17 protein-coding genes are annotated in these 19,141 nt (G+C 53.5%); 4 read left to right on the top strand and 13 right to left on the bottom strand.

Annotation, left to right across the window (positions count from 1 at the left end; all coding sequences use genetic code 11):
• From nuoC to lrhA, 4 genes are all read right to left on the bottom strand, one after another.
• Positions 1 to 1,803, bottom strand: a complete 1,803-nt coding sequence (gene nuoC / locus APU11_RS16195; RefSeq protein WP_013098106.1) for an NADH-quinone oxidoreductase subunit C/D — start codon at positions 1,801 to 1,803, stop codon at positions 1 to 3.
• A gap of 89 nt (positions 1,804 to 1,892) precedes the next feature.
• A complete protein-coding gene (nuoB, locus tag APU11_RS16190; protein ID WP_003861482.1) occupies positions 1,893 to 2,567 on the bottom strand; it encodes an NADH-quinone oxidoreductase subunit NuoB in 675 nt (224 codons plus the stop codon).
• A gap of 15 nt (positions 2,568 to 2,582) precedes the next feature.
• The gene (gene nuoA / locus APU11_RS16185; RefSeq protein WP_014171000.1) at positions 2,583 to 3,023 is read right to left on the bottom strand and encodes an NADH-quinone oxidoreductase subunit NuoA; all 441 of its coding nucleotides are present in this window, start codon (positions 3,021 to 3,023) and stop codon (positions 2,583 to 2,585) included.
• Positions 3,024 to 3,653: 630 nt separating this feature from the next.
• Positions 3,654 to 4,592 (bottom strand): transcriptional regulator LrhA, encoded by a 939-nt coding sequence (gene lrhA / locus APU11_RS16180; protein WP_028028060.1) that lies wholly within the window; start codon positions 4,590 to 4,592, stop codon positions 3,654 to 3,656.
• Positions 4,593 to 5,539: 947 nt separating this feature from the next.
• Between lrhA and alaA the strand changes: the two genes are divergently transcribed.
• Positions 5,540 to 6,754, top strand: coding sequence for an alanine transaminase AlaA (alaA, locus tag APU11_RS16175; protein WP_013098109.1), 1,215 nt, complete (start codon positions 5,540 to 5,542; stop codon positions 6,752 to 6,754).
• Between the two features lie 117 nt (positions 6,755 to 6,871).
• Positions 6,872 to 7,471 (top strand): 5'-deoxynucleotidase, encoded by a 600-nt coding sequence (gene yfbR / locus APU11_RS16170; RefSeq protein WP_038420264.1) that lies wholly within the window; start codon positions 6,872 to 6,874, stop codon positions 7,469 to 7,471.
• A 53-nt stretch (positions 7,472 to 7,524) separates the two neighbouring features.
• Here yfbR and APU11_RS16165 read toward each other — a convergent pair whose 3' ends face one another.
• From APU11_RS16165 to yfbV, 4 genes are all read right to left on the bottom strand, one after another.
• Positions 7,525 to 9,357: an SLC13 family permease gene (locus tag APU11_RS16165; protein WP_020690639.1), complete on the bottom strand. Its 1,833-nt coding sequence runs from the start codon at positions 9,355 to 9,357 to the stop codon at positions 7,525 to 7,527.
• Positions 9,358 to 9,431: 74 nt separating this feature from the next.
• Complete coding sequence (locus APU11_RS16160) at positions 9,432 to 10,091, bottom strand: sugar phosphatase (protein WP_038420266.1); 660 nt, start codon at positions 10,089 to 10,091, stop codon at positions 9,432 to 9,434.
• A gap of 11 nt (positions 10,092 to 10,102) precedes the next feature.
• Positions 10,103 to 10,597 (bottom strand): YfbU family protein, encoded by a 495-nt coding sequence (locus tag APU11_RS16155; protein ID WP_013098113.1) that lies wholly within the window; start codon positions 10,595 to 10,597, stop codon positions 10,103 to 10,105.
• Between the two features lie 92 nt (positions 10,598 to 10,689).
• On the bottom strand, positions 10,690 to 11,145 hold the full coding sequence (yfbV, locus tag APU11_RS16150; RefSeq protein WP_020690637.1) for a terminus macrodomain insulation protein YfbV: 456 nt from the start codon (positions 11,143 to 11,145) through the stop codon (positions 10,690 to 10,692).
• A gap of 336 nt (positions 11,146 to 11,481) precedes the next feature.
• Between yfbV and ackA the strand changes: the two genes are divergently transcribed.
• Both ackA and pta read left to right on the top strand, forming a co-directional pair.
• Positions 11,482 to 12,684 carry an acetate kinase gene (ackA, locus tag APU11_RS16145; RefSeq protein WP_013098115.1) on the top strand — a complete coding sequence of 401 codons (1,203 nt, stop codon included), beginning with the start codon at positions 11,482 to 11,484 and terminating at the stop codon, positions 12,682 to 12,684.
• A gap of 76 nt (positions 12,685 to 12,760) precedes the next feature.
• Entirely contained in the window at positions 12,761 to 14,902 is a 2,142-nt protein-coding gene (gene pta / locus APU11_RS16140) for a phosphate acetyltransferase (protein ID WP_058651765.1), read from the top strand.
• A 114-nt stretch (positions 14,903 to 15,016) separates the two neighbouring features.
• On the opposite strand, the gene APU11_RS16135 is transcribed toward pta, so the two are convergent.
• From APU11_RS16135 to APU11_RS16115, 5 genes are all read right to left on the bottom strand, one after another.
• Entirely contained in the window at positions 15,017 to 15,970 is a 954-nt protein-coding gene (locus APU11_RS16135; protein WP_013098117.1) for a transketolase family protein, read from the bottom strand.
• Positions 15,963 to 16,793 carry a transketolase gene (locus APU11_RS16130; RefSeq protein ID WP_060578647.1) on the bottom strand — a complete coding sequence of 277 codons (831 nt, stop codon included), beginning with the start codon at positions 16,791 to 16,793 and terminating at the stop codon, positions 15,963 to 15,965. The genes APU11_RS16135 and APU11_RS16130 overlap by 8 nt, the downstream gene beginning before the upstream one ends.
• Positions 16,790 to 18,181, bottom strand: a complete 1,392-nt coding sequence (locus APU11_RS16125; protein ID WP_023622509.1) for a PTS ascorbate transporter subunit IIC — start codon at positions 18,179 to 18,181, stop codon at positions 16,790 to 16,792. The genes APU11_RS16130 and APU11_RS16125 overlap by 4 nt, the downstream gene beginning before the upstream one ends.
• A 21-nt stretch (positions 18,182 to 18,202) precedes the next feature.
• Positions 18,203 to 18,475: a PTS sugar transporter subunit IIB gene (locus tag APU11_RS16120; protein ID WP_013098120.1), complete on the bottom strand. Its 273-nt coding sequence runs from the start codon at positions 18,473 to 18,475 to the stop codon at positions 18,203 to 18,205.
• 80 nt (positions 18,476 to 18,555) lie between these two features.
• Positions 18,556 to 18,999, bottom strand: a complete 444-nt coding sequence (locus tag APU11_RS16115; RefSeq protein WP_013098121.1) for a PTS sugar transporter subunit IIA — start codon at positions 18,997 to 18,999, stop codon at positions 18,556 to 18,558.
• Positions 19,000 to 19,141 lie beyond the last annotated feature (142 nt).

Raw genomic sequence — 19,141 nt, 5'->3', positions numbered from 1 at the left:
TTAGCGGTCCACATCTGACATAACAAAATCGATACTACCCAGATAAACAATCAGGTCGGAGACCAGACTGCCGCGGATGGCGGACGGGATCTGCTGCAGGTGCGCAAAGCTCGGCGTACGCACGCGGGTACGGTAGCTCATGGTGCTGCCGTCACTGGTCAGGTAGTAACTGTTAATACCCTTGGTCGCTTCGATCATCTGGAAGGATTCTTGTGCCGGCATGACCGGGCCCCAGGAAACCTGCAGGAAGTGGGTGATCAGGGTTTCGATATGTTGCAGCGTGCGCTCTTTCGGTGGCGGCGTCGTCAGCGGGTGATCCGCCTTGAACGGGCCTTCCGGCATGTTGTTGAGGCACTGCTCAAGGATGCGCAGACTCTGGCGCAACTCTTCTACTTTCAGCATCACGCGGGTATAGCAGTCGGAAACACCGCCGCCAACCGGGACTTCAAAGTCGAAGTTCTCATAGCCAGAGTAAGGACGCGCTTTACGCACGTCGAAATCAATACCGGTCGCACGCAGGCCAGCACCGGTGGTCCCCCACTCCAGCGCCTCTTTCGCGCCGTAGGCAGCAACGCCCTGGGAACGGCCTTTCAGGATGGAGTTACGCAGCGCGGCTTTCTCATACGAGGCCAGACGTTTCGGCATCCAGTCGAGGAATTCACGCAGCAGACGGTCCCAGCCGCGCGGCAGATCGTGTGCCACACCGCCGATACGGAACCAGGCCGGGTGCATACGGAAACCGGTAATCGCTTCCACCAGATCGTAAATTTTCTGACGGTCGGTAAAGGCGAAGAAGACTGGGGTCATCGCGCCAACGTCCTGAATGAACGTGGAGATGTACAGCAGGTGGCTGTTAATACGGAACAGTTCTGACAGCATAACGCGAATCACATTAACGCGATCCGGCACGGTGATGCCTGCCAGTTTCTCAACGGCCAGCACATAAGGCATTTCGTTTACGCAGCCGCCGAGGTACTCGATACGGTCGGTATACGGAATGTAGCTGTGCCAGGACTGGCGCTCGCCCATTTTCTCAGCACCACGGTGGTGGTAACCGATATCCGGAACGCAGTCGACAATCTCTTCGCCATCAAGCTGAAGAATAATACGAAATGCACCGTGCGCAGACGGGTGGTTTGGACCGAGGTTGAGGAACATGAAGTCCTCGTTTTCGGTACCGCGCTTCATGCCCCAATCTTCCGGCTTGAAGGTCAGCGCTTCCATCTCCAGATCCTGCTTGGCTTTGGTCAGCTCAAACGGATCGAATTCAGTCGCACGTGCCGGGTAGTCTTTACGCAGCGGGTGGCCGGTCCAGGTCTGCGGCATCATGATGCGCGTCAGATGCGGGTGGCCGTCGAAGGTCATACCGAACATTTCCCAGGTTTCACGCTCGTACCAGTTGGCGTTCGGGAAAAGTTTTGTGAGCGTCGGCAGATGCATGTCGTTTTCAGACAATGCCACCTTGAGCATGATATCCGTATTGCGGTCTATTGAGATCAGGTGGTAGAAAACGGAAAAATCCGCAGCAGGGAGACCCTGGCGGTGCGTGCGCAGACGTTCATCCATGCCGTGTAAGTCAAACAGCATGACGTAAGGTTTTGGCAATTTCTTGAGGAAATCGACAACTTCCAGCAATTGTTCACGCTTCACCCAAACAACGGGTACCCCGGTGCGGGTCGCCTGAACAGTAAAGGCATCCGGCCCAAAACGGTTGCGCAGTTCGCCAATGACGGGGTCATCCAGATGATCCCGGGTCTGCCAGGCGGCTTCTTGCGCGGTTAAGTCGGTCATATTGTTCACCATTGCAAATGGTCCGTGGTGACTGTTAAGCCTGGCTTCGCGCTATTTGAGTAGTGATATGCGAAGGTGTTCTCCAGGCCCACAGGCGCAAATTAAATTTCGTCAGGCGTACGCAGGTTGGTGACGGCAATACGTTCACCACGTTTACGCTCGCGCTCAGACTGCATGTTCGCGCGATAGACACCCTGATCGCCAACAACCCACGACAGCGGGCGGCGTTCTTTACCGATAGACTCCTGCAGCAGCATCAGCGCTTGCATGTAAGCTTCCGGACGTGGCGGGCAACCCGGGATGTATACATCCACTGGAATAAACTTATCTACGCCCTGCACAACGGAATAAATGTCGTACATACCGCCAGAGTTTGCACATGCGCCCATGGAGATAACCCATTTTGGCTCCAGCATCTGGTCATAAAGACGCTGAATAACCGGTGCCATCTTGGTAAAGCACGTACCGGCCACCACCATCAGGTCAGCCTGACGTGGGGATGCACGCAGTACCTCTGCCCCAAAACGCGCAACGTCATGCACCGCAGTGAATGACGTCACCATTTCAACGTAGCAGCAGGAAAGGCCAAAGTTGTATGGCCAGATGGAGTTCTTACGACCCCAGTTGACCATATCGTGCATGGCATGTTCGAGCTTGCCCATGTACACGCTTTTATTGACTTCTTGCTCCAGGGGGTCGGTTACGATCTCCTGTTTTTGCAGGGGGTAACGGTCATTCTCACCGTTAGGATCTATGCGGGTGAGCGTATAATCCATCTTATTGCCTCGCTGTTACTGCTGACGATTAGAGATACTGTTTTCCGGGTTGATGTGTTCACGACGTGAACGCGCAGGCGTCCAGTCAAGCGCGCCAATACGCACCAGATAAACCAGACCGGCCAGTAGCACTAAAATGAAAATTGCGGCCTCGACAAAGCCTACCCAACCACTTTCGCGGATGGAGGTCGACCATGCGAAAAGGTAAAGCGCTTCCACGTCAAAGATGACGAAGAACATGGCTACCAGATAGAACTTGGCAGACAGGCGTAAGCGAGCGGAACCTACTGAATCAATACCTGATTCGAAAGGGGTGTTTTTGTGCCTTGCGCGGGCGCGACCGCCCAGGAACCAGCCGCCGACTAACATCAGGCAGCACAGGCCAATGGCTACAATAAGAAAGATTGCGAATGCCCAGTGATGAGCGATGACTTCTGTGGATGTTGACATACTCATTGCTTACTCATCAAAAGTGATACCAACGACACTGCTCTTGCTGGCAGATGGGCATCACATCGATTCATGGGGAGGAACAAATAACCTTACACTAACTGTCAGAAATGAGACGTAGACAGCAAAATGATGGGGTTTTTTACTCCTTTCTATAACCTATTGTCAACTTTAACAAAGGTTTCTTCACATTAAATTACATCGAGCGATTCTCATTAACATTTGGTGCCCTTTAACCCTGGTGGTTACCTGACTTTTCGTCAAATGCATGTTGTTGAATCGTGTCCGTTTTGGAAGTAAAAAAAATAACCCTCCTATTTTGACAGGATTTGCCAACGATTCCTCCCCCTAAATGGGAGTATTTTCTTGATCTGAGACACGCTTTTGTTAATTCAACCGGTAAAACGGCAACATCTTTCCTGTTTTATTAACATGCCGGGCGCGGGAAGGAAGTGAGAAAAGAATTTGTTCAGACTTTAATCGACTGTATTTTACTTATTGATAATTAAGAACTCTTTTCATTTCACTCTCATTAGCGGAGAGAATTTGTGCAAAAAAAAAGCCACTCCATGCGAAAATCGCGCGAGTGGCATTTTTTTACACTTACATTTTGTTACCAGAATTTTGAGCTCTCGATCACTCAAAGTCACCTTCAACGATCAGGGAGTCATCCCCCCCTTCGTGGGTAACATGCTCGAACTGCCACGGGTTATGGTAGTTCTCCATTGCTTCGAACACCACTTTCGCCAGCTCGTTGTTACTGGACGTGTTGTGGCACAGCAGATACTCCGTATCCGGCAGCGAAGGGAGTCCATCGGATTTTCCCAGCACCCGCAGATCCGGGCTCATCATCTCCACCGGACGCGCCGTTACGCCAAGGCCGGCTTTGACCGCTGCGCGAACGGCAGGCAATGTGGAGGCCACATACGCCAGTCGCCACGGAATGTTGGCCTCGTTGAGCGCCGCCAGCACCATATCGCGGAATGGGCTAGGATCGTCCAGTAAGACCAGTGGAACAGGCTCGCCTTGCTGAAGCACATATTCCGCCGCGCAATACCAGTGCGTAGGAGACGTTCGCAGCGTCAGGCAATTAAATTGGCCGGGACGATGCGTAGTGACCACGAGGTCAACCTCGTTCTCTTTTAACATCTCAATCATAAAAGCATTACGCTTCACGCTAACATCCAGCGCAAGCTTCGGATAAACCGAACTGATTCGATTAAGAAGGAACGGCAATATAGTATCCGCTGACTCATCAGATGCACCTAACGTTAGCACACCCTGAAGGTTGCTAAACATTAATGACATACATGCTTCGTCATTAAAGCGAAGTATTTTCCTGGCATAACCCAGTAGCTGAATACCGTGTTCCGTTAAGAGCTTATTACGGCCATGACGGGCAAAAAGCTCTTTACCAACCAGTTGTTCCAGACGCTGCATTTGCTGACTGACGGCGGACTGGGTTCGGCAAACTGCGGCAGCAGCTGCTGCAAAAGTGTTGAGGTCTGCGACCGCAACAAACGTTCTCAGCAGATCGAGGTCGAGATTCATTATCGGACGATTTGCATTTATCATATCTATTCACTTTCAGGTTGCTCGTGCGGAGCTGCCCGGGTTGAAGCTGTGTGTAACAGTTAAGCAATTCCTTCTGGAGTTTTCCCTCGCATCCCGGCCCGGCAGACTGCCTGACAGATAGTTATTGTGCTGCTTTAGTGTATATATCAACAGTCAGAAAGCACGTTTCATGACGTTATTTTTATTCTCTTAAACGTTCAGGATATTTAGATGATCGCAGGTTAATGTAAATTACATTAAAGGTAATGACACCTTTTCTGCCATCTTTATCGCAGCGCTGTCAACGTTGCAGGTTGTGCTTTGCACACGCCAGCCAGAGATAACTCCAACAATAACAATCAATTAATTCAGAAAATCAGGGCAAGATATACAAATCACATACGTCTTTCCTCTGCTTTCCTTAAAGACATCTTAACTCAAATCCACTTTATTTATAAGTCTTATCGCAATATTCAGGATTAAAGGTTGTTGTTAGGCTTCTAAACTAATTTTATTAAAATTAACTAAAGTTGCATTTTGTAGGTTAATAATAAATAAATTTTAATTTAGATTAAGGCCAATCATTAATAACACTTAACATTAATTTCACATGAGCAACTTTTAACCAAAGCCTGCTATTACAGCGTGATCTATTGAAGCACTCAGATTTTACGAAAAGTCACTCAGGTAAACTTCCGCCTTAACCCTGGCCGCTATTTTATTTTTAATAGCACAATATGCAACAAAGATTAAAATTAACAGCACAATTAACCTAATAAAACGCTTTCATGCATAACTTTAGACCAGAAAATTTCAACGCAGGCAGCGAAAGAGATTCAACAGAATTTTTTCTATTGCACAAAATCTTCTTCTGTTTACCCTTCAAAACGAAGCGAGGGGGGAGTACATTGTTCCGTGCTGACTTCCACGGCAGGGAGCGGCAATAATAGCGAAAAGGTTAAAGGTTCATGTCCCCTATCGAAAAATCCAGCAAGCTAGATAACGTCTGTTACGACATCCGTGGCCCGGTTCTCAAAGAGGCAAAACGCCTGGAAGAAGAAGGCAATAAGGTTCTGAAACTCAACATTGGTAACCCTGCGCCGTTTGGTTTTGAAGCGCCGGATGAAATCCTGGTTGATGTGATCCGCAACCTGCCTACTGCACAAGGCTATTGTGATTCAAAAGGACTCTACTCCGCACGCAAAGCCATTATGCAGCACTACCAGGCACGCGGTATGCGTGACGTTACCGTTGAGGATATTTATATCGGCAACGGCGTCTCTGAGCTGATCGTGCAGGCCATGCAGGCATTGCTGAACAGCGGCGACGAAATGCTGGTACCCGCCCCGGATTACCCGCTGTGGACGGCGGCCGTATCACTCTCCAGCGGTAAGGCGGTGCACTATCTCTGCGACGAATCCTCTGACTGGTTCCCGGACCTCGATGATATTCGTGCAAAAATCACCCCGCGTACGCGCGGCATCGTGATTATTAACCCGAACAACCCGACGGGTGCCGTCTACTCTAAAGCGCTGCTGATGGAGATCGTGGAGATCGCCCGTCAGCATAACCTGATCATCTTCGCTGATGAAATTTACGACAAGATCCTGTATGACGCCGCGCAGCACCACTCTATCGCCGCGCTGGCGCCAGACCTGCTGACCGTCACCTTTAACGGCCTGTCTAAAACTTACCGTGTGGCCGGTTTCCGCCAGGGCTGGATGGTCCTCAACGGTCCGAAAAAACATGCGAAAGGTTACATTGAAGGGCTGGAGATGCTGGCTTCCATGCGTTTGTGTGCCAACGTTCCGGCCCAGCACGCGATCCAGACGGCGCTGGGCGGTTATCAGAGCATCAGCGAGTTCATCGTGCCCGGCGGCCGCCTGTACGAACAGCGTAACCGCGCCTGGGAGCTGATCAACGACATCCCTGGCGTCTCATGCGTGAAGCCTAACGGTGCGCTTTACATGTTCCCGAAAATCGACGCGAAGCGCTTCAACATTCACGATGACCAAAAAATGGTGCTTGATTTCCTGCTGCAGGAAAAAGTGCTGCTGGTTCAGGGCACGGCCTTTAACTGGCCATGGCCGGATCACGTTCGTATCGTGACGTTGCCGCGCGAAGACGACCTCGAAATGGCCATCAGCCGCTTCGGGCGATTCCTCTCCGGCTACCACCAGTAACACAATCATTCTGCCGGGTGGCGCTACGCTAACCCGGCCTTCAAAATCCGCAAATTTGCATCTTCCCTCCCCTCCCCGCACAATGAAGTCTGTCGCAGTGAAGACAAAAGGTAACCTATGAGTCAGAGTCATTTTTTTGCCCACCTCTCCCGCCTGAAACTCATCAACCGCTGGCCTTTGATGCGCAATGTGCGCACCGAAAATGTCTCAGAACATAGTCTGCAGGTTGCAATGGTCGCGCATGCCCTTGCGGCCATTAAAAACCGCAAATTCAACGGTCAGGTCAATGCGGAACGTATCGCGCTGCTGGCGATGTATCACGATGCGTCCGAAGTGCTGACCGGGGATCTCCCCACGCCGGTGAAATACTTCAACTCGCAGATTGCACAGGAATATAAGGCCATTGAGAAGATTGCCCAGCAAAAGCTGATTGAGATGGTTCCGGAAGAGCTACGTGACGTCTTTGAGCCGCTGATTGACGAACATCAGTATACGGAAGAGGAAAAGTCACTGGTGAAGCAGGCGGACGCGCTGTGTGCCTATCTGAAATGTCTGGAAGAGTTGTCCGCGGGGAATAACGAATTTTTACTGGCCAAAACGCGTCTGGAGAAGACGCTGGACTCCCGCCGCAGCGAAGAGATGGATTATTTTATGCAGGTGTTTGTGCCGAGCTTCCATTTATCGCTGGATGAGATCAGCCAGGATTCTCCGTTGTAATTTTTCGCCGGGTGGCGGCTTCGCCTTACCCGGCCAACGTTTCTGCGCTCACGCTAAAACGGGAATAACACCGGAATCAGCACCACACATACCAGCATCACCAGTATGGTGAACGGTACGCCAATCTTCACGAAATCGCTAAAGCGGTAATTCCCCGGCCCCAGTACCAGCGTGTTAACCGGCGAAGAGACCGGCGTCATAAACGCCGCAGAGGCCGCCATCGCCACCATCATCGCAAAGGGGTACGGCGACACGCCCATCGATTTCGCCATCGCCAGTGCAATGGGCGCCATCAGCACCGCCGTGGCGGTATTGGAAATGAACAGCCCTATCGTGGCGCACATCACGAACAGGCACACCATCATCATATACGGACCGTATCCCCCGCCGATGTCCATGAGCCCTTTAACCACTAAATCCACCCCACCGGTTTTTTGCAGGGCAAGGGCGAATGGCATCATCCCGACAATCAAAATGATGCTTGGCCAGTGAATTGCTTTATAGGCGCTCTCGGCATCAATACAGCGAAACTTGCCCATTAACAGGCAGGCAATAATCGCCGCCACCGGGTTCGGGATCTCGTCGGTGAGCATTAGTGCCACCATCAGCACCAGACAAAAAATGGCGTGAGGCGCCTGGCTGTGGGCCGGAGAGGCATCGCTCTCCTCAACGGGCATGTTGAGTACCACAAAATCGCGGCCTTTTTGGCCGAGTTGGCTGATAAGCTTCCAGTTACCCACCACGAGAAAAATATCGCCCAGCAGGATAGGCTCATCCACCACGGCCCCTTCCATCGCCACGCCATCACGCTTCAGGCCGACGACATTAAGGCCGTAGCGGGTACGGAACCCCATTTCACGCACGGTTTTGCCCAACAATTCCGATTCCGGGATCAGCGACACTTCCGCCATACCCACATCCAGCGCCTGGTCGGAGAAATACTCTCCGCGTAGCACCATCGGCTCCAGCAGCTGCTCACTGCAAAACTCACGCAGATCGACCTCTGCGGTGGACATATCGATCAGCAGAACGTCACGCGCCCGGAATTCGGACACCCCGTTCACGTTGACGATGACCCGGCGAAAGCGACGCCAGCGCTCCACGCCGATCACGTTCGCGCCATACCGTTCGCGCAGCTTCAGGTCATCCAGGCGCTGGCCGACCATTGGCGAACCGGGACGAATAGCTAGACGGCGGGCGCGGCCGGCCAGACGGTACTCTTTGATCAGATCGCGGAAGGTGCGTCGTTTCCAGCCATCTTTAGTTTTATCCTGCTTCTCGCCTTTCAGGGCGAAACGAGTCAGCAGCATATACACCACACCCATCAACAAAATGACCAGCCCAAGCGGGGTGACGCTGAAGAAGCTAAAGCCCTCCAGCCCTTCACGTATCAGCTCGCTGTTGACCACCAGGTTTGGCGGCGTGGCCACCAGGGTCATCATGCCGCTGATGAGCCCAGCAAAGCTCAGGGGCATCATCAGGCGCGACGGTGAGGTTTGCATCCGCATGGAGACGCTCAACACCACCGGGATAAAGATGGCAACGACGCCCGTCGAGCTCATAAAGGCTCCCAGCCCGGCGACCGTTAGCATGAGGTAGATCAGCATTTTGGTTTCGCTGTTGCCAGCCACCCTCACCAGCCATGCCCCCACGAGGGTCGCCACGCCGGTGCGCACCAGCCCGTCGCCGATAATAAACAGCGCGGCAATCAGAATGACGTTGGGATCGCTAAACCCCGAGAAGGCTTCCGGCAGCGTGAGCGTACCGCTCAGCGCAAACGCAACGATAACAAACAAAGCGACGGCATCCATGCGCACTTTGCCTGTAGCAAACAGAATGATGGCGATTAAAAGCAGGCTGAGCACCCAGATCAGTTCACCGTTCACAACATGTCCTTGTCAGAGAGAGATGCGAAATTGTGCCATAAAAAGCCCCAGCAGCGTGGGGCTAAATCATGGGATTACACTTTTAGCGAGACGGTTACAATACCGTCTGGCGCCTTAGCGATATCAAGCGCGGTCAGCGTATTGAGCACAAAGTCCGCCTCGTCCAGCCGGGGAGAATCGGCCGGAACGTTGACGGCAATAACGTGGCTGCCGGCGTTCAATCCGGCCAGCACGCCCGCTGCCGCATCTTCCACCACCACGCACTCCGCCGGGGGGATGCCCAGCAGTTCTGCACCCAGCAAAAAGGCATCAGGCTCCGGTTTGCCGCGTTTCACGCGCTCAGCGGTAATGAACACGTCCGGCGTGGGTAAACCCGCCGCCTTATGACGAGCGTGAGCCACGGGAACCGAGCCGGAGGTGACAATGGCCCACGGAATTTCCGCTTCATTCAAATGCTCAAGCAGTTCACGAGCACCGGGTAACGCAGTAATGCCGTCCGTATCGGTGGCTTCAATGTGTTCCAGATATTTAAACTCTGCCTGAATTTCGTCCTCAGAGCGTCCCGCCAGAAAATGGCGGAGCGAGGTTATGGCCTGTTTGCCGTGGATAAAATTCAGCACGTCCTGATGGTCGATGCCATGTCTGTCCGCCCAATGGCACCATGAACGCTCTACAACCGGTAGCGAATCCACCAGCGTACCGTCCAGATCAAACAGAAAACCTCTACACTGCACACGCACCTCCGTCAGGCATTAATGATTTGTTGGATTTCGTTGCTGCTTAAGTGGTACTGGCGCGGGCAGGCGTGCCATGCGCTCAGCATGCGCTGGTATTTTTCCCACATAGGGGTCTGCGCGTTAAAGCCGTGGGTGCCCGCATCAAAGTGCGTATAACGCCCTTCTGTATTCACCATAAAGCGGACGTAGCTCAGATAGCGCGCTTCCGTCGCAGCATCAAAGCCTAAGAAAGTGACGCGGCGCTCGTCAATGGACTGCTGATCTTTCAGGTTGGTCCAGGACACATGAAGCGCGTGGTACATCTCCATAATGTCGATCACGATGCGGCAGGTTTCTTCTTTCAGCTCGCCAAACTCGCGGTCCAGTTCACGCATCTGCAAACCAAAGCCGCGTTCGACGATGGTCTGCAGGCGGCTGTAGCGCTCAGCGTTATCGGGATCAAGCATAGTCATCATTTTGTACTGGTTGGACAAAATCAGACGTTGAGCATGGGTCATTTCCATCTTTCGACTCCTGTAGCGCATGGCACTTGAAAAAAAAGACACGGTAACGGTGTGTTACTGTGCCTTCTTTTATTAGTCGTTTCGATGATCAATCACAAATCATCGAGGAATGTTTTATCAAGTTGCTTAAAAGCTCGCTTAAGCGTGTCAGCCAGCGCCTGATAATCGGGCTTGCCTTCAACCGGAGCGAGCGCCTGACCGGCTTCTTCCAGTTTCCCGCGAACATCATAAAACCAGTGTAAAATAGAAGGCGGCAGAGGTGTGATTGAACGCTTACCTAACCACCACAGCCCCTGCATCGGCAAGCTCAACGCAAAAAGCGCCGTCGCCACGGCAGGGCCGAGCTGTCCGCCCAGCGCAATTTGCCAGCAGAGGGTAAAAATAGCGACAGGAGGCATGAAGCGAATCGCGTAGCGCGTGGCGCGGATTGTGCGATTCTCAATGAACATGGGCGCAAGGCGTTTTTCCATCGGCCACGTCTTCGCGTAATGCTGTCCCCGACGAAACAGACTAAAAAAATTCACGGACGGGATCTCAGGTGTCGACATGGCATACCTCAACTTCACATATAAAAATTAAAATTTTCGTGCAAAACCACAACAAGCTATGACAACGTTCAAAATATTTTGTCATCACTACCCCGTATCGGGTATCCTGTGCCAGCCTGATAGGGCCGTAGACGAGAATCGTTAACTCGTCAAATTATCGCATATTATGCCATTGTCTGAAAAATGTTCAAAATGGCTTAAAATCATAGGTATTTCTTCCATCCTGCCAGAATGTTCGTTTGGCATGATGTTAATCATAAATGTCTGGGTCAGCATGCGTTACGCTTTTAGACTCTTTGACGTTTTTTTAGCCACGTATCAATTATAGGTACTTCCATGTCGAGTAAGTTAGTACTGGTTCTGAACTGCGGTAGCTCCTCACTGAAATTCGCCATCATCGATGCGCTCAACGGTGACGAGTACCTCTCTGGTTTGGCCGAATGTTTCCATCTGCCTGAAGCACGTATCAAGTGGAAGATGGACGGCAGCAAACAAGAAGCGGCTTTAGGTGCAGGCGCCGCTCACAGTGAAGCGCTGAACTTTATCGTTAACACTATTCTGGCACAAAAACCAGAACTGTCTGCTCAGCTGACTGCGATTGGTCACCGTATCGTCCATGGTGGCGAGAAATACACCAGTTCCGTCGTGATTGACGACTCTGTTATCCAGGGCATCAAAGACTCTGCATCTTTTGCACCGCTGCACAACCCGGCGCACCTGATCGGTATCGCTGAAGCGCTGAAATCCTTCCCGAATCTGAAAGACAAAAACGTGGCCGTGTTTGACACCGCGTTCCATCAGACCATGCCGGAAGAGTCTTACCTCTATGCCCTGCCATACAGCCTCTACAAAGAGCACGGTGTTCGTCGCTATGGCGCGCACGGCACCAGCCACTTCTATGTAACTCAGGAAGCGGCAAAAGTGCTGAACAAACCGGTTGAAGAAGTGAACATCATCACTTGCCACCTGGGCAACGGTGGTTCCGTTTCTGCAATCCGCAACGGTAAATGTGTTGATACCTCCATGGGTCTGACCCCGCTGGAAGGTCTGGTGATGGGTACGCGTTCCGGTGACATCGACCCGGCGATCATCTTCCACCTGCACGACACCCTGGGCATGAGCGTTGACCAGATCAACAAAATGCTGACCAAAGAGTCTGGCCTGCTGGGTCTGACCGAAGTCACCAGCGACTGCCGTTACGTTGAAGACAACTACGCAGAGAAAGAAGACGCTAAACGTGCAATGGACGTTTACTGCCACCGTCTGGCGAAATACATCGGCTCTTACACTGCGCTGATGGATGGCCGTCTTGACGCTGTTGTCTTCACCGGTGGTATCGGTGAGAACGCGGCAATGGTTCGCGAACTGTCCTTGGGCAAACTGGGCGTTCTGGGCTTTGAGGTTGATCACGAGCGTAACCTGGCTGCCCGCTTCGGCAAGTCTGGCTTCATCAACAAAGAAGGCACCCGCCCTGCTCTCGTTATCCCAACAAACGAAGAGCTGGTCATCGCGCAAGACGCGCACCGTCTGACTGCTTGATTCCACACCGCCAGCTCTGCTGGCGGTGCTGTTTTGTCACCCGCCACAATCAGGCGGTAACGAAAGAGGATAAACCGTGTCCCGTACTATTATGCTGATCCCTACCGGAACCAGCGTCGGCCTGACCAGCGTCAGCCTTGGCGTGATCCGTGCTATGGAACGCAAAGGCGTTCGTCTGAGCATCTTTAAGCCAATCGCCCAGCCACGTGCCGGTGGCGATGCGCCAGACCAGACCACCACCATCGTTCGTAAGAACTCCAATCTGCCAGCGGCCGAACCGCTGAAGATGAACCACGTTGAATCTCTGCTCTCCAGCAACCAGAAAGACGTGCTGATGGAAGAGATCATCGCCAACTACCACGCCAATACAAAAGACGCGGAAGTGGTGCTGGTTGAAGGCCTGGTTCCGACCCGCAAACACCAGTTTGCCCAGTCGCTGAACTTCGAAATTGCGAAAACCCTGAACGCCGAGATCGTCTTTGTGATGTCTCAGGGCACAGATACCCCAGAGCAGCTGAAAGAGCGTATCGAACTGACCCGCAGCAGCTTCGGTGGTACTAAAAACACCAACATCACGGGCGTAATCGTCAACAAACTGAATGCGCCTGTGGATGAGCAGGGCCGTACGCGTCCTGACCTGTCCGAGATCTTCGACGACTCTTCCAAAGCGAAAGTCATTAAAGTTGACCCGGCTAAACTGCAGGAATCCAGCCCGCTGCCGGTTCTGGGCGCGGTGCCGTGGAGCTTCGATCTGATTGCCACCCGTGCCATCGATATGGCGCGCCACCTGAACGCCACCGTGATCAACGAAGGCGACATCAATACCCGCCGCGTGAAATCCGTGACCTTCTGCGCCCGCAGCATTCCGCACATGCTGGAGCACTTCCGTGCAGGTTCCCTGCTGGTGACCTCCGCAGATCGTCCAGACGTGCTGGTTGCTGCCTGCCTGGCCGCGATGAATGGCGTAGAAATCGGTGCTATCCTGCTGACCGGTGCTTACGAGATGGATCCACGCGTCAGCAAGCTGTGCGAACGCGCGTTCGCGACTGGCCTGCCGGTATTCATGGTTAATACCAACACCTGGCAGACCTCCCTGAGCCTGCAGAGCTTCAACCTGGAAGTGCCGGTTGATGACCACGAGCGTATCGAGAAAGTTCAGGAATACGTTGCAAGCTACATCAACGCAGACTGGATCGAATCCCTGACCGCGACCTCCGAGCGCAGCCGTCGTCTGTCTCCTCCGGCCTTCCGTTACCAGCTGACCGAGCTGGCGCGTAAAGCGGGCAAACGTGTTGTTCTGCCAGAAGGCGACGAACCACGTACCGTGAAAGCGGCAGCTATCTGTGCAGAGCGCGGCATCGCGACCTGTGTGCTGCTGGGTAACCCGGATGAGATTAACCGCGTTGCGGCATCCCAGGGCGTTGAGCTGGGTGCTGGCATCGAAATCGTTGATCCAGAAGTGGTTCGCGAAAGCTACGTTGCCCGTCTGGTCGAGCTGCGTAAGAACAAAGGCATGACCGAAGCCGTTGCGCGTGAGCAACTGGAAGACAACGTGGTGCTGGGTACGCTGATGCTGGAGCAGGACGAAGTTGACGGCCTGGTATCCGGTGCGGTTCACACTACCGCGAACACCATCCGTCCACCGCTGCAGCTGATCAAAACGGCTCCAGGCAGCTCTCTGGTTTCCTCCGTGTTCTTCATGCTGCTGCCTGAACAGGTTTACGTTTACGGCGACTGTGCGATCAACCCGGATCCAACCGCAGAGCAGCTGGCTGAAATCGCAATCCAGTCCGCGGACTCCGCGATTGCCTTCGGTATCGAACCACGCGTCGCGATGCTCTCCTACTCCACCGGCACCTCTGGTGCAGGTAGCGACGTAGAGAAAGTGCGTGAAGCGACCCGTATTGCACAGGAAAAACGCCCTGATCTGATGATCGACGGCCCGCTGCAGTACGATGCCGCAGTTATGGCTGACGTTGCGAAATCCAAAGCGCCAAACTCCCCGGTTGCAGGTCGCGCTACCGTGTTCATCTTCCCGGATCTGAACACCGGTAACACCACCTACAAAGCGGTACAGCGTTCAGCAGACCTGATCTCCATCGGGCCAATGCTGCAGGGTATGCGCAAACCTGTGAACGACCTGTCCCGTGGCGCGCTGGTAGACGATATCGTCTACACCATCGCGCTGACGGCGATCCAGTCTTCTCAGCAGCAGTAAATAAGGTCTTGCCGGATGGCGCTTCGCTTATCCGGCCTACAGGACCGTAGGCCCGGTAAGCGCTAGCGCCACCGGGCAACAAAAAGGCGACCACTCACGGGTCGCCTTTTTTATTTACAGCAGCTCTCGCGCCGCTGAAACAATGTCATGCGCCGTCAGGCCATACTCCTTCTGCAGGAAGTCCTGCGTCCCTACCTGGCCGTAACGCTCCTTCACCCCCACGCGACGCATCGGCACCGGGCAGGTCTCCACCAGCACTTCCGCCACCGCCGAGCCCAGCCCATTGTGAATGCTATGGTTTTCGCAGGTCACGATCCGCCCGGTTTTCTCGGCGTAGTTTTTCACCAGCATCCGGTCGATGGGCTTCAGGGTAAACATGTCTATCACTGCCGCGCTAACGCCCTCCTGCTCAAGCTGACGGGCCGCTTCCAGCGCTTCGGCCACCATAATGCCGTTGGCAATCAGGGTAATGTCGCTTCCTTCGCGCAGCACATTGCCTTTGCCGATGGTAAACGTTGAACCCGGGGCATACACGCTCGGCGCCTGCTTACGGATAGTACGTACCCAGTAGAACCCGTCGAGGTCGATAAGCTGGCGCAGTATGTCTTCAAACATCACCGCGTCGGTCACCTCCAGCACTACCGAATGCGCCAGACCGCGCACAATGCCCATATCCTCGAACGACATATGCGTCCCGCCGTTGTGGCAGGCCGTCACGCCCGCATCCGAGGCAATAACCTTCACGTTATTACGCTGGTAGTCCAGGGACATAAACAGCTGGTCGAAGCAGCGACGGCTGGCAAACGCGGTAAAGGTATGAACAAACGGCTTGCGGCCGGTGAGTGACAGCCCGGCCGCGGTACCGATCACGTTGGCCTCCATAATGCCGCAGTTGATCACATGTTGCGGATAATCGCGCGCCACGCCGTCCATCGCCATTGAGCTCATCAGATCCGCTTCCAGGGCGATGATCTCGCTCCCGGCTTCAATCTGTTTTGCCACAAAGCCCGCGTAGATCTTACGCATCTCTATGGCATCTTTCTGTCCTGCAGGTGCAACCTTAATCATGTGTTACCTCCAGCTGGCGGATCGCCTCGTCGAGGGCCGCTTTGCTCTCCGGGGTCAATCGCAGATGGTGCGAGTTACCCAGCTGTTCCAGATACGCCACTCCCTGTCCTTTGATGCTGTCGAGGATCACCACCCGCGGACGCGCATCCGCTGGCGGAACCGGTGCAGTGACCTTCAGCAGTGCCGGGATGTCATCTCCTTTCACCGTCACCACGTCAAAACCAAAGGCGCGGAATTTCCCTTCCAGATCGAACGCGCAGATGATCTCATCCAGCTCGCCATCAAGTTGTTGTTTATTCCAGTCCACAAATATCGTCAGGTTGTTAAGACGATGGTGGGCAATAAACTGGAACGCTTCCCAGCACTGCCCTTCGTTCAGCTCGCCGTCACCGACGATGCAAAAGACCCGATTTGACCGCCCGGCCAGCTTGTGCGACAGCGCCATGCCGCCCGCGATGGAGATCCCTTGGCCAAGCGAACCGGTCGTGGCATCCACACCGCGTGTTTTTAGCCGGTCCGGATGGCTTGGCAGGCGTGTGTTGTTCTGGTTAAGCGTGCTCAGCTCTTCCATCGGGAAATAGCCCTTAATCGCCAGCGTACTGTACAGGGCCGGTCCCGCATGGCCCTTCGACAGGACAAAGTAGTCTCGTTCTGGCCAGTCCGGGTCTGCCGGGTCAATTTTCATTACCGCACCGTACAGTACGGCCAGGGTTTCGACGACCGACATACTGCCGCCGTAGTGACCAAATCCCAGCTGCGTCAGCGATTTCAGGGTCTCGAGTCGAATTTGACGCGCGAGTTCGGTTATCTCATTCTCATTCATGATTTGGCTCCGGTGTTTTCCTGCGCATTACCACCCGCAGATTTGTTTTTCGCGAACACGTTGTACGCCACCAGCAGCGCGAACAACGCAACGACAAGCCCGGTGATGGCCAGTGGTGACAGGAAGCGCGCCAGGTTGCCAAGCACAATCCCGACGGCGCCGAAATCAGCGTCCGAGAAAGTGGTATTGGCAAAGCCAATGGCTCCCAGTACTGGCAGCAGCAGCACCGGCAGGAAGGTGATTAAGAGCCCGTTGGCAAAGGCGCCAATCATTGCCCCGCGACGTCCACCGGTGGCGTTACCAAACACGCCCGCGGTTGCGCCGGTGAAGAAGTGCGGCACCACGCCCGGCAGGATCAGCACCCAGTTAAACTGGCCGCAGATAATTAACCCCACGATCCCCCCGAGGAAGCTGAACAGGAAGCCAATCAGCACCGCGTTGGGCGCATACGGATAGACCACCGGGCAGTCCAGGGCCGGACGCGCATTGGGCACCAGTTTTTCTGAGAAGCCGGTAAAGGCCGGGACGATTTCTGCCAGAATCAGGCGTACACCCTGCAGGATGATGAACACCCCTGCGGCGAAGGTGATTGCCATGATAATGGCGTAGACCAGGTAGTTCTGACCGCCGCTGAAGGTCGCCTCGACGTATTCACGCCCGGCGCTCACCGCCATGATCAGGTAGATAATCATCATGGTCAGAGAGATGGAGATCGAGCTGTCACGCAGGAAGCTCAGGTTCTTCGGCAGGTTCATCTCTTCGGTTGAACGTGAACCTTTGCCGACCTTGCTGCCAATCCAGCCGGACAGCACGTAGCCCAGGGTGCCGAAATGGCCGAAAGCAATATCATCGTTGCCGGTAATGCGCTTCATGTAACGCTGCGCGATCGCCGGGAAGAAGGCCATGACCAGCCCGAGGATCAGCGACCCCGTAAAGACCAGCCCTACCCCTTCAAAGCCCGCAACCGTGAGGATCACCCCAATCATGCACGCCATGTAGAACGTGTGGTGTCCGGTCAGGAAGATATACTTCAGACGGGTAAAGCGGGCGACGAGAATATTGGCCACCATCCCAAATGCCATAATCAGCGCGGTCGAGGCCCCATATTTTTCCAGCGCAATGGAAACAATCGCTTCATTATTGGGAATAATGCCCTGGATATTAAAGGCGTGTTCAAACATACCGCCTAATGGATTTAAAGACCCCACCAGCACGGTGGCGCCACCGCCCAGCACAATAAACCCGAGAATAGTTTTAATGGTCCCTTTTACAACGTCAGAAAAGGCTTTTTTCTGCGCAACGAGACCAATTAAGGCAATCAGGCCCACCAGCACTGAAGGGACTTTTAAAATATCGACAACGAAATTCAGCGTTTCAAGGATAAACATATCCACCTCGCCTTATCAGGGTTATTGTCTTTCGAACCAGGCACGCAGCTGCGCTTCAAGTTCGTTGATATCGATGATGTTATTGATCACCACCAGCTGGTTTTCCGGCACGCTGGCGCTGGAGGCAATATCTTTCGCCATCACGAAAAGATCGGCCGCACCGGGCGTGGCTGAAGAGAGATCGGAGTGCTCAACCTCGGCGTCAATGTCCAGCTTCTTAAGCACTTTTTTAATATTCATTTCGACCATAAAACTACTGCCCAGGCCAGAACCGCATATAGCCATGATTTTCATTGTTGTCCCCTTTTTTGCGTAGAGTATGTCCCATCACGCTTGCGCGTAATGTGTGTGACGAGTCGGATTAAATAATTAAATCAGAAGCGGTCGATTATCGTTTTAATTTCCTCCAGGGTATTCGCCTGATGTAATTCCGCCATATCCTCATCGCTTGAAAATAATTCAGCCAGCGCGGAGATCATTTCGATATGGCTGTGTTTATCCGGTGCTGCAAGCATAACGATCACATCGACGGGATCAAATTCGCCTGCACCGAATGAAACGCCCTTCCTGAGTTTTAATAATGAGAGGCCCAGTCCTTTTGCCCCCTCTTCCGGCCGCGCATGCGGCATGGCCAGCCCTGGTGCCAGCACATAATAGGGTCCTAAAGTGTGGTGCTGCTCAATGATGGCCGTTACGTATTCCGGCGCAATGACCTGCAGCTCCAGCAACGGTTTCGCGCATATCTCCAGCGCCTGCGGCCAACTCTCAACGCTATCCTGCAGCGTGATGGTTGTATCATATATCCACTTTTTGAGCATTTTCCCTCCCGACATCGCGCTAAAGATGAACAAACTTTATTCAACGCATAACGAATTGGCTGCGATCGGGATCACAAAGATAGCGCTACCAAGATCTAACATTCAGAAGTGTGATAGCGCTATCAAATTGACATCCTGGCGC

Source organism: Enterobacter sp. 50793107 (assembly GCF_001463365.1).
Classification (GTDB): Bacteria; Pseudomonadota; Gammaproteobacteria; order Enterobacterales; family Enterobacteriaceae; genus Enterobacter; species Enterobacter cloacae.
This window is presented reverse-complemented; position numbering and strand designations above follow the sequence as displayed.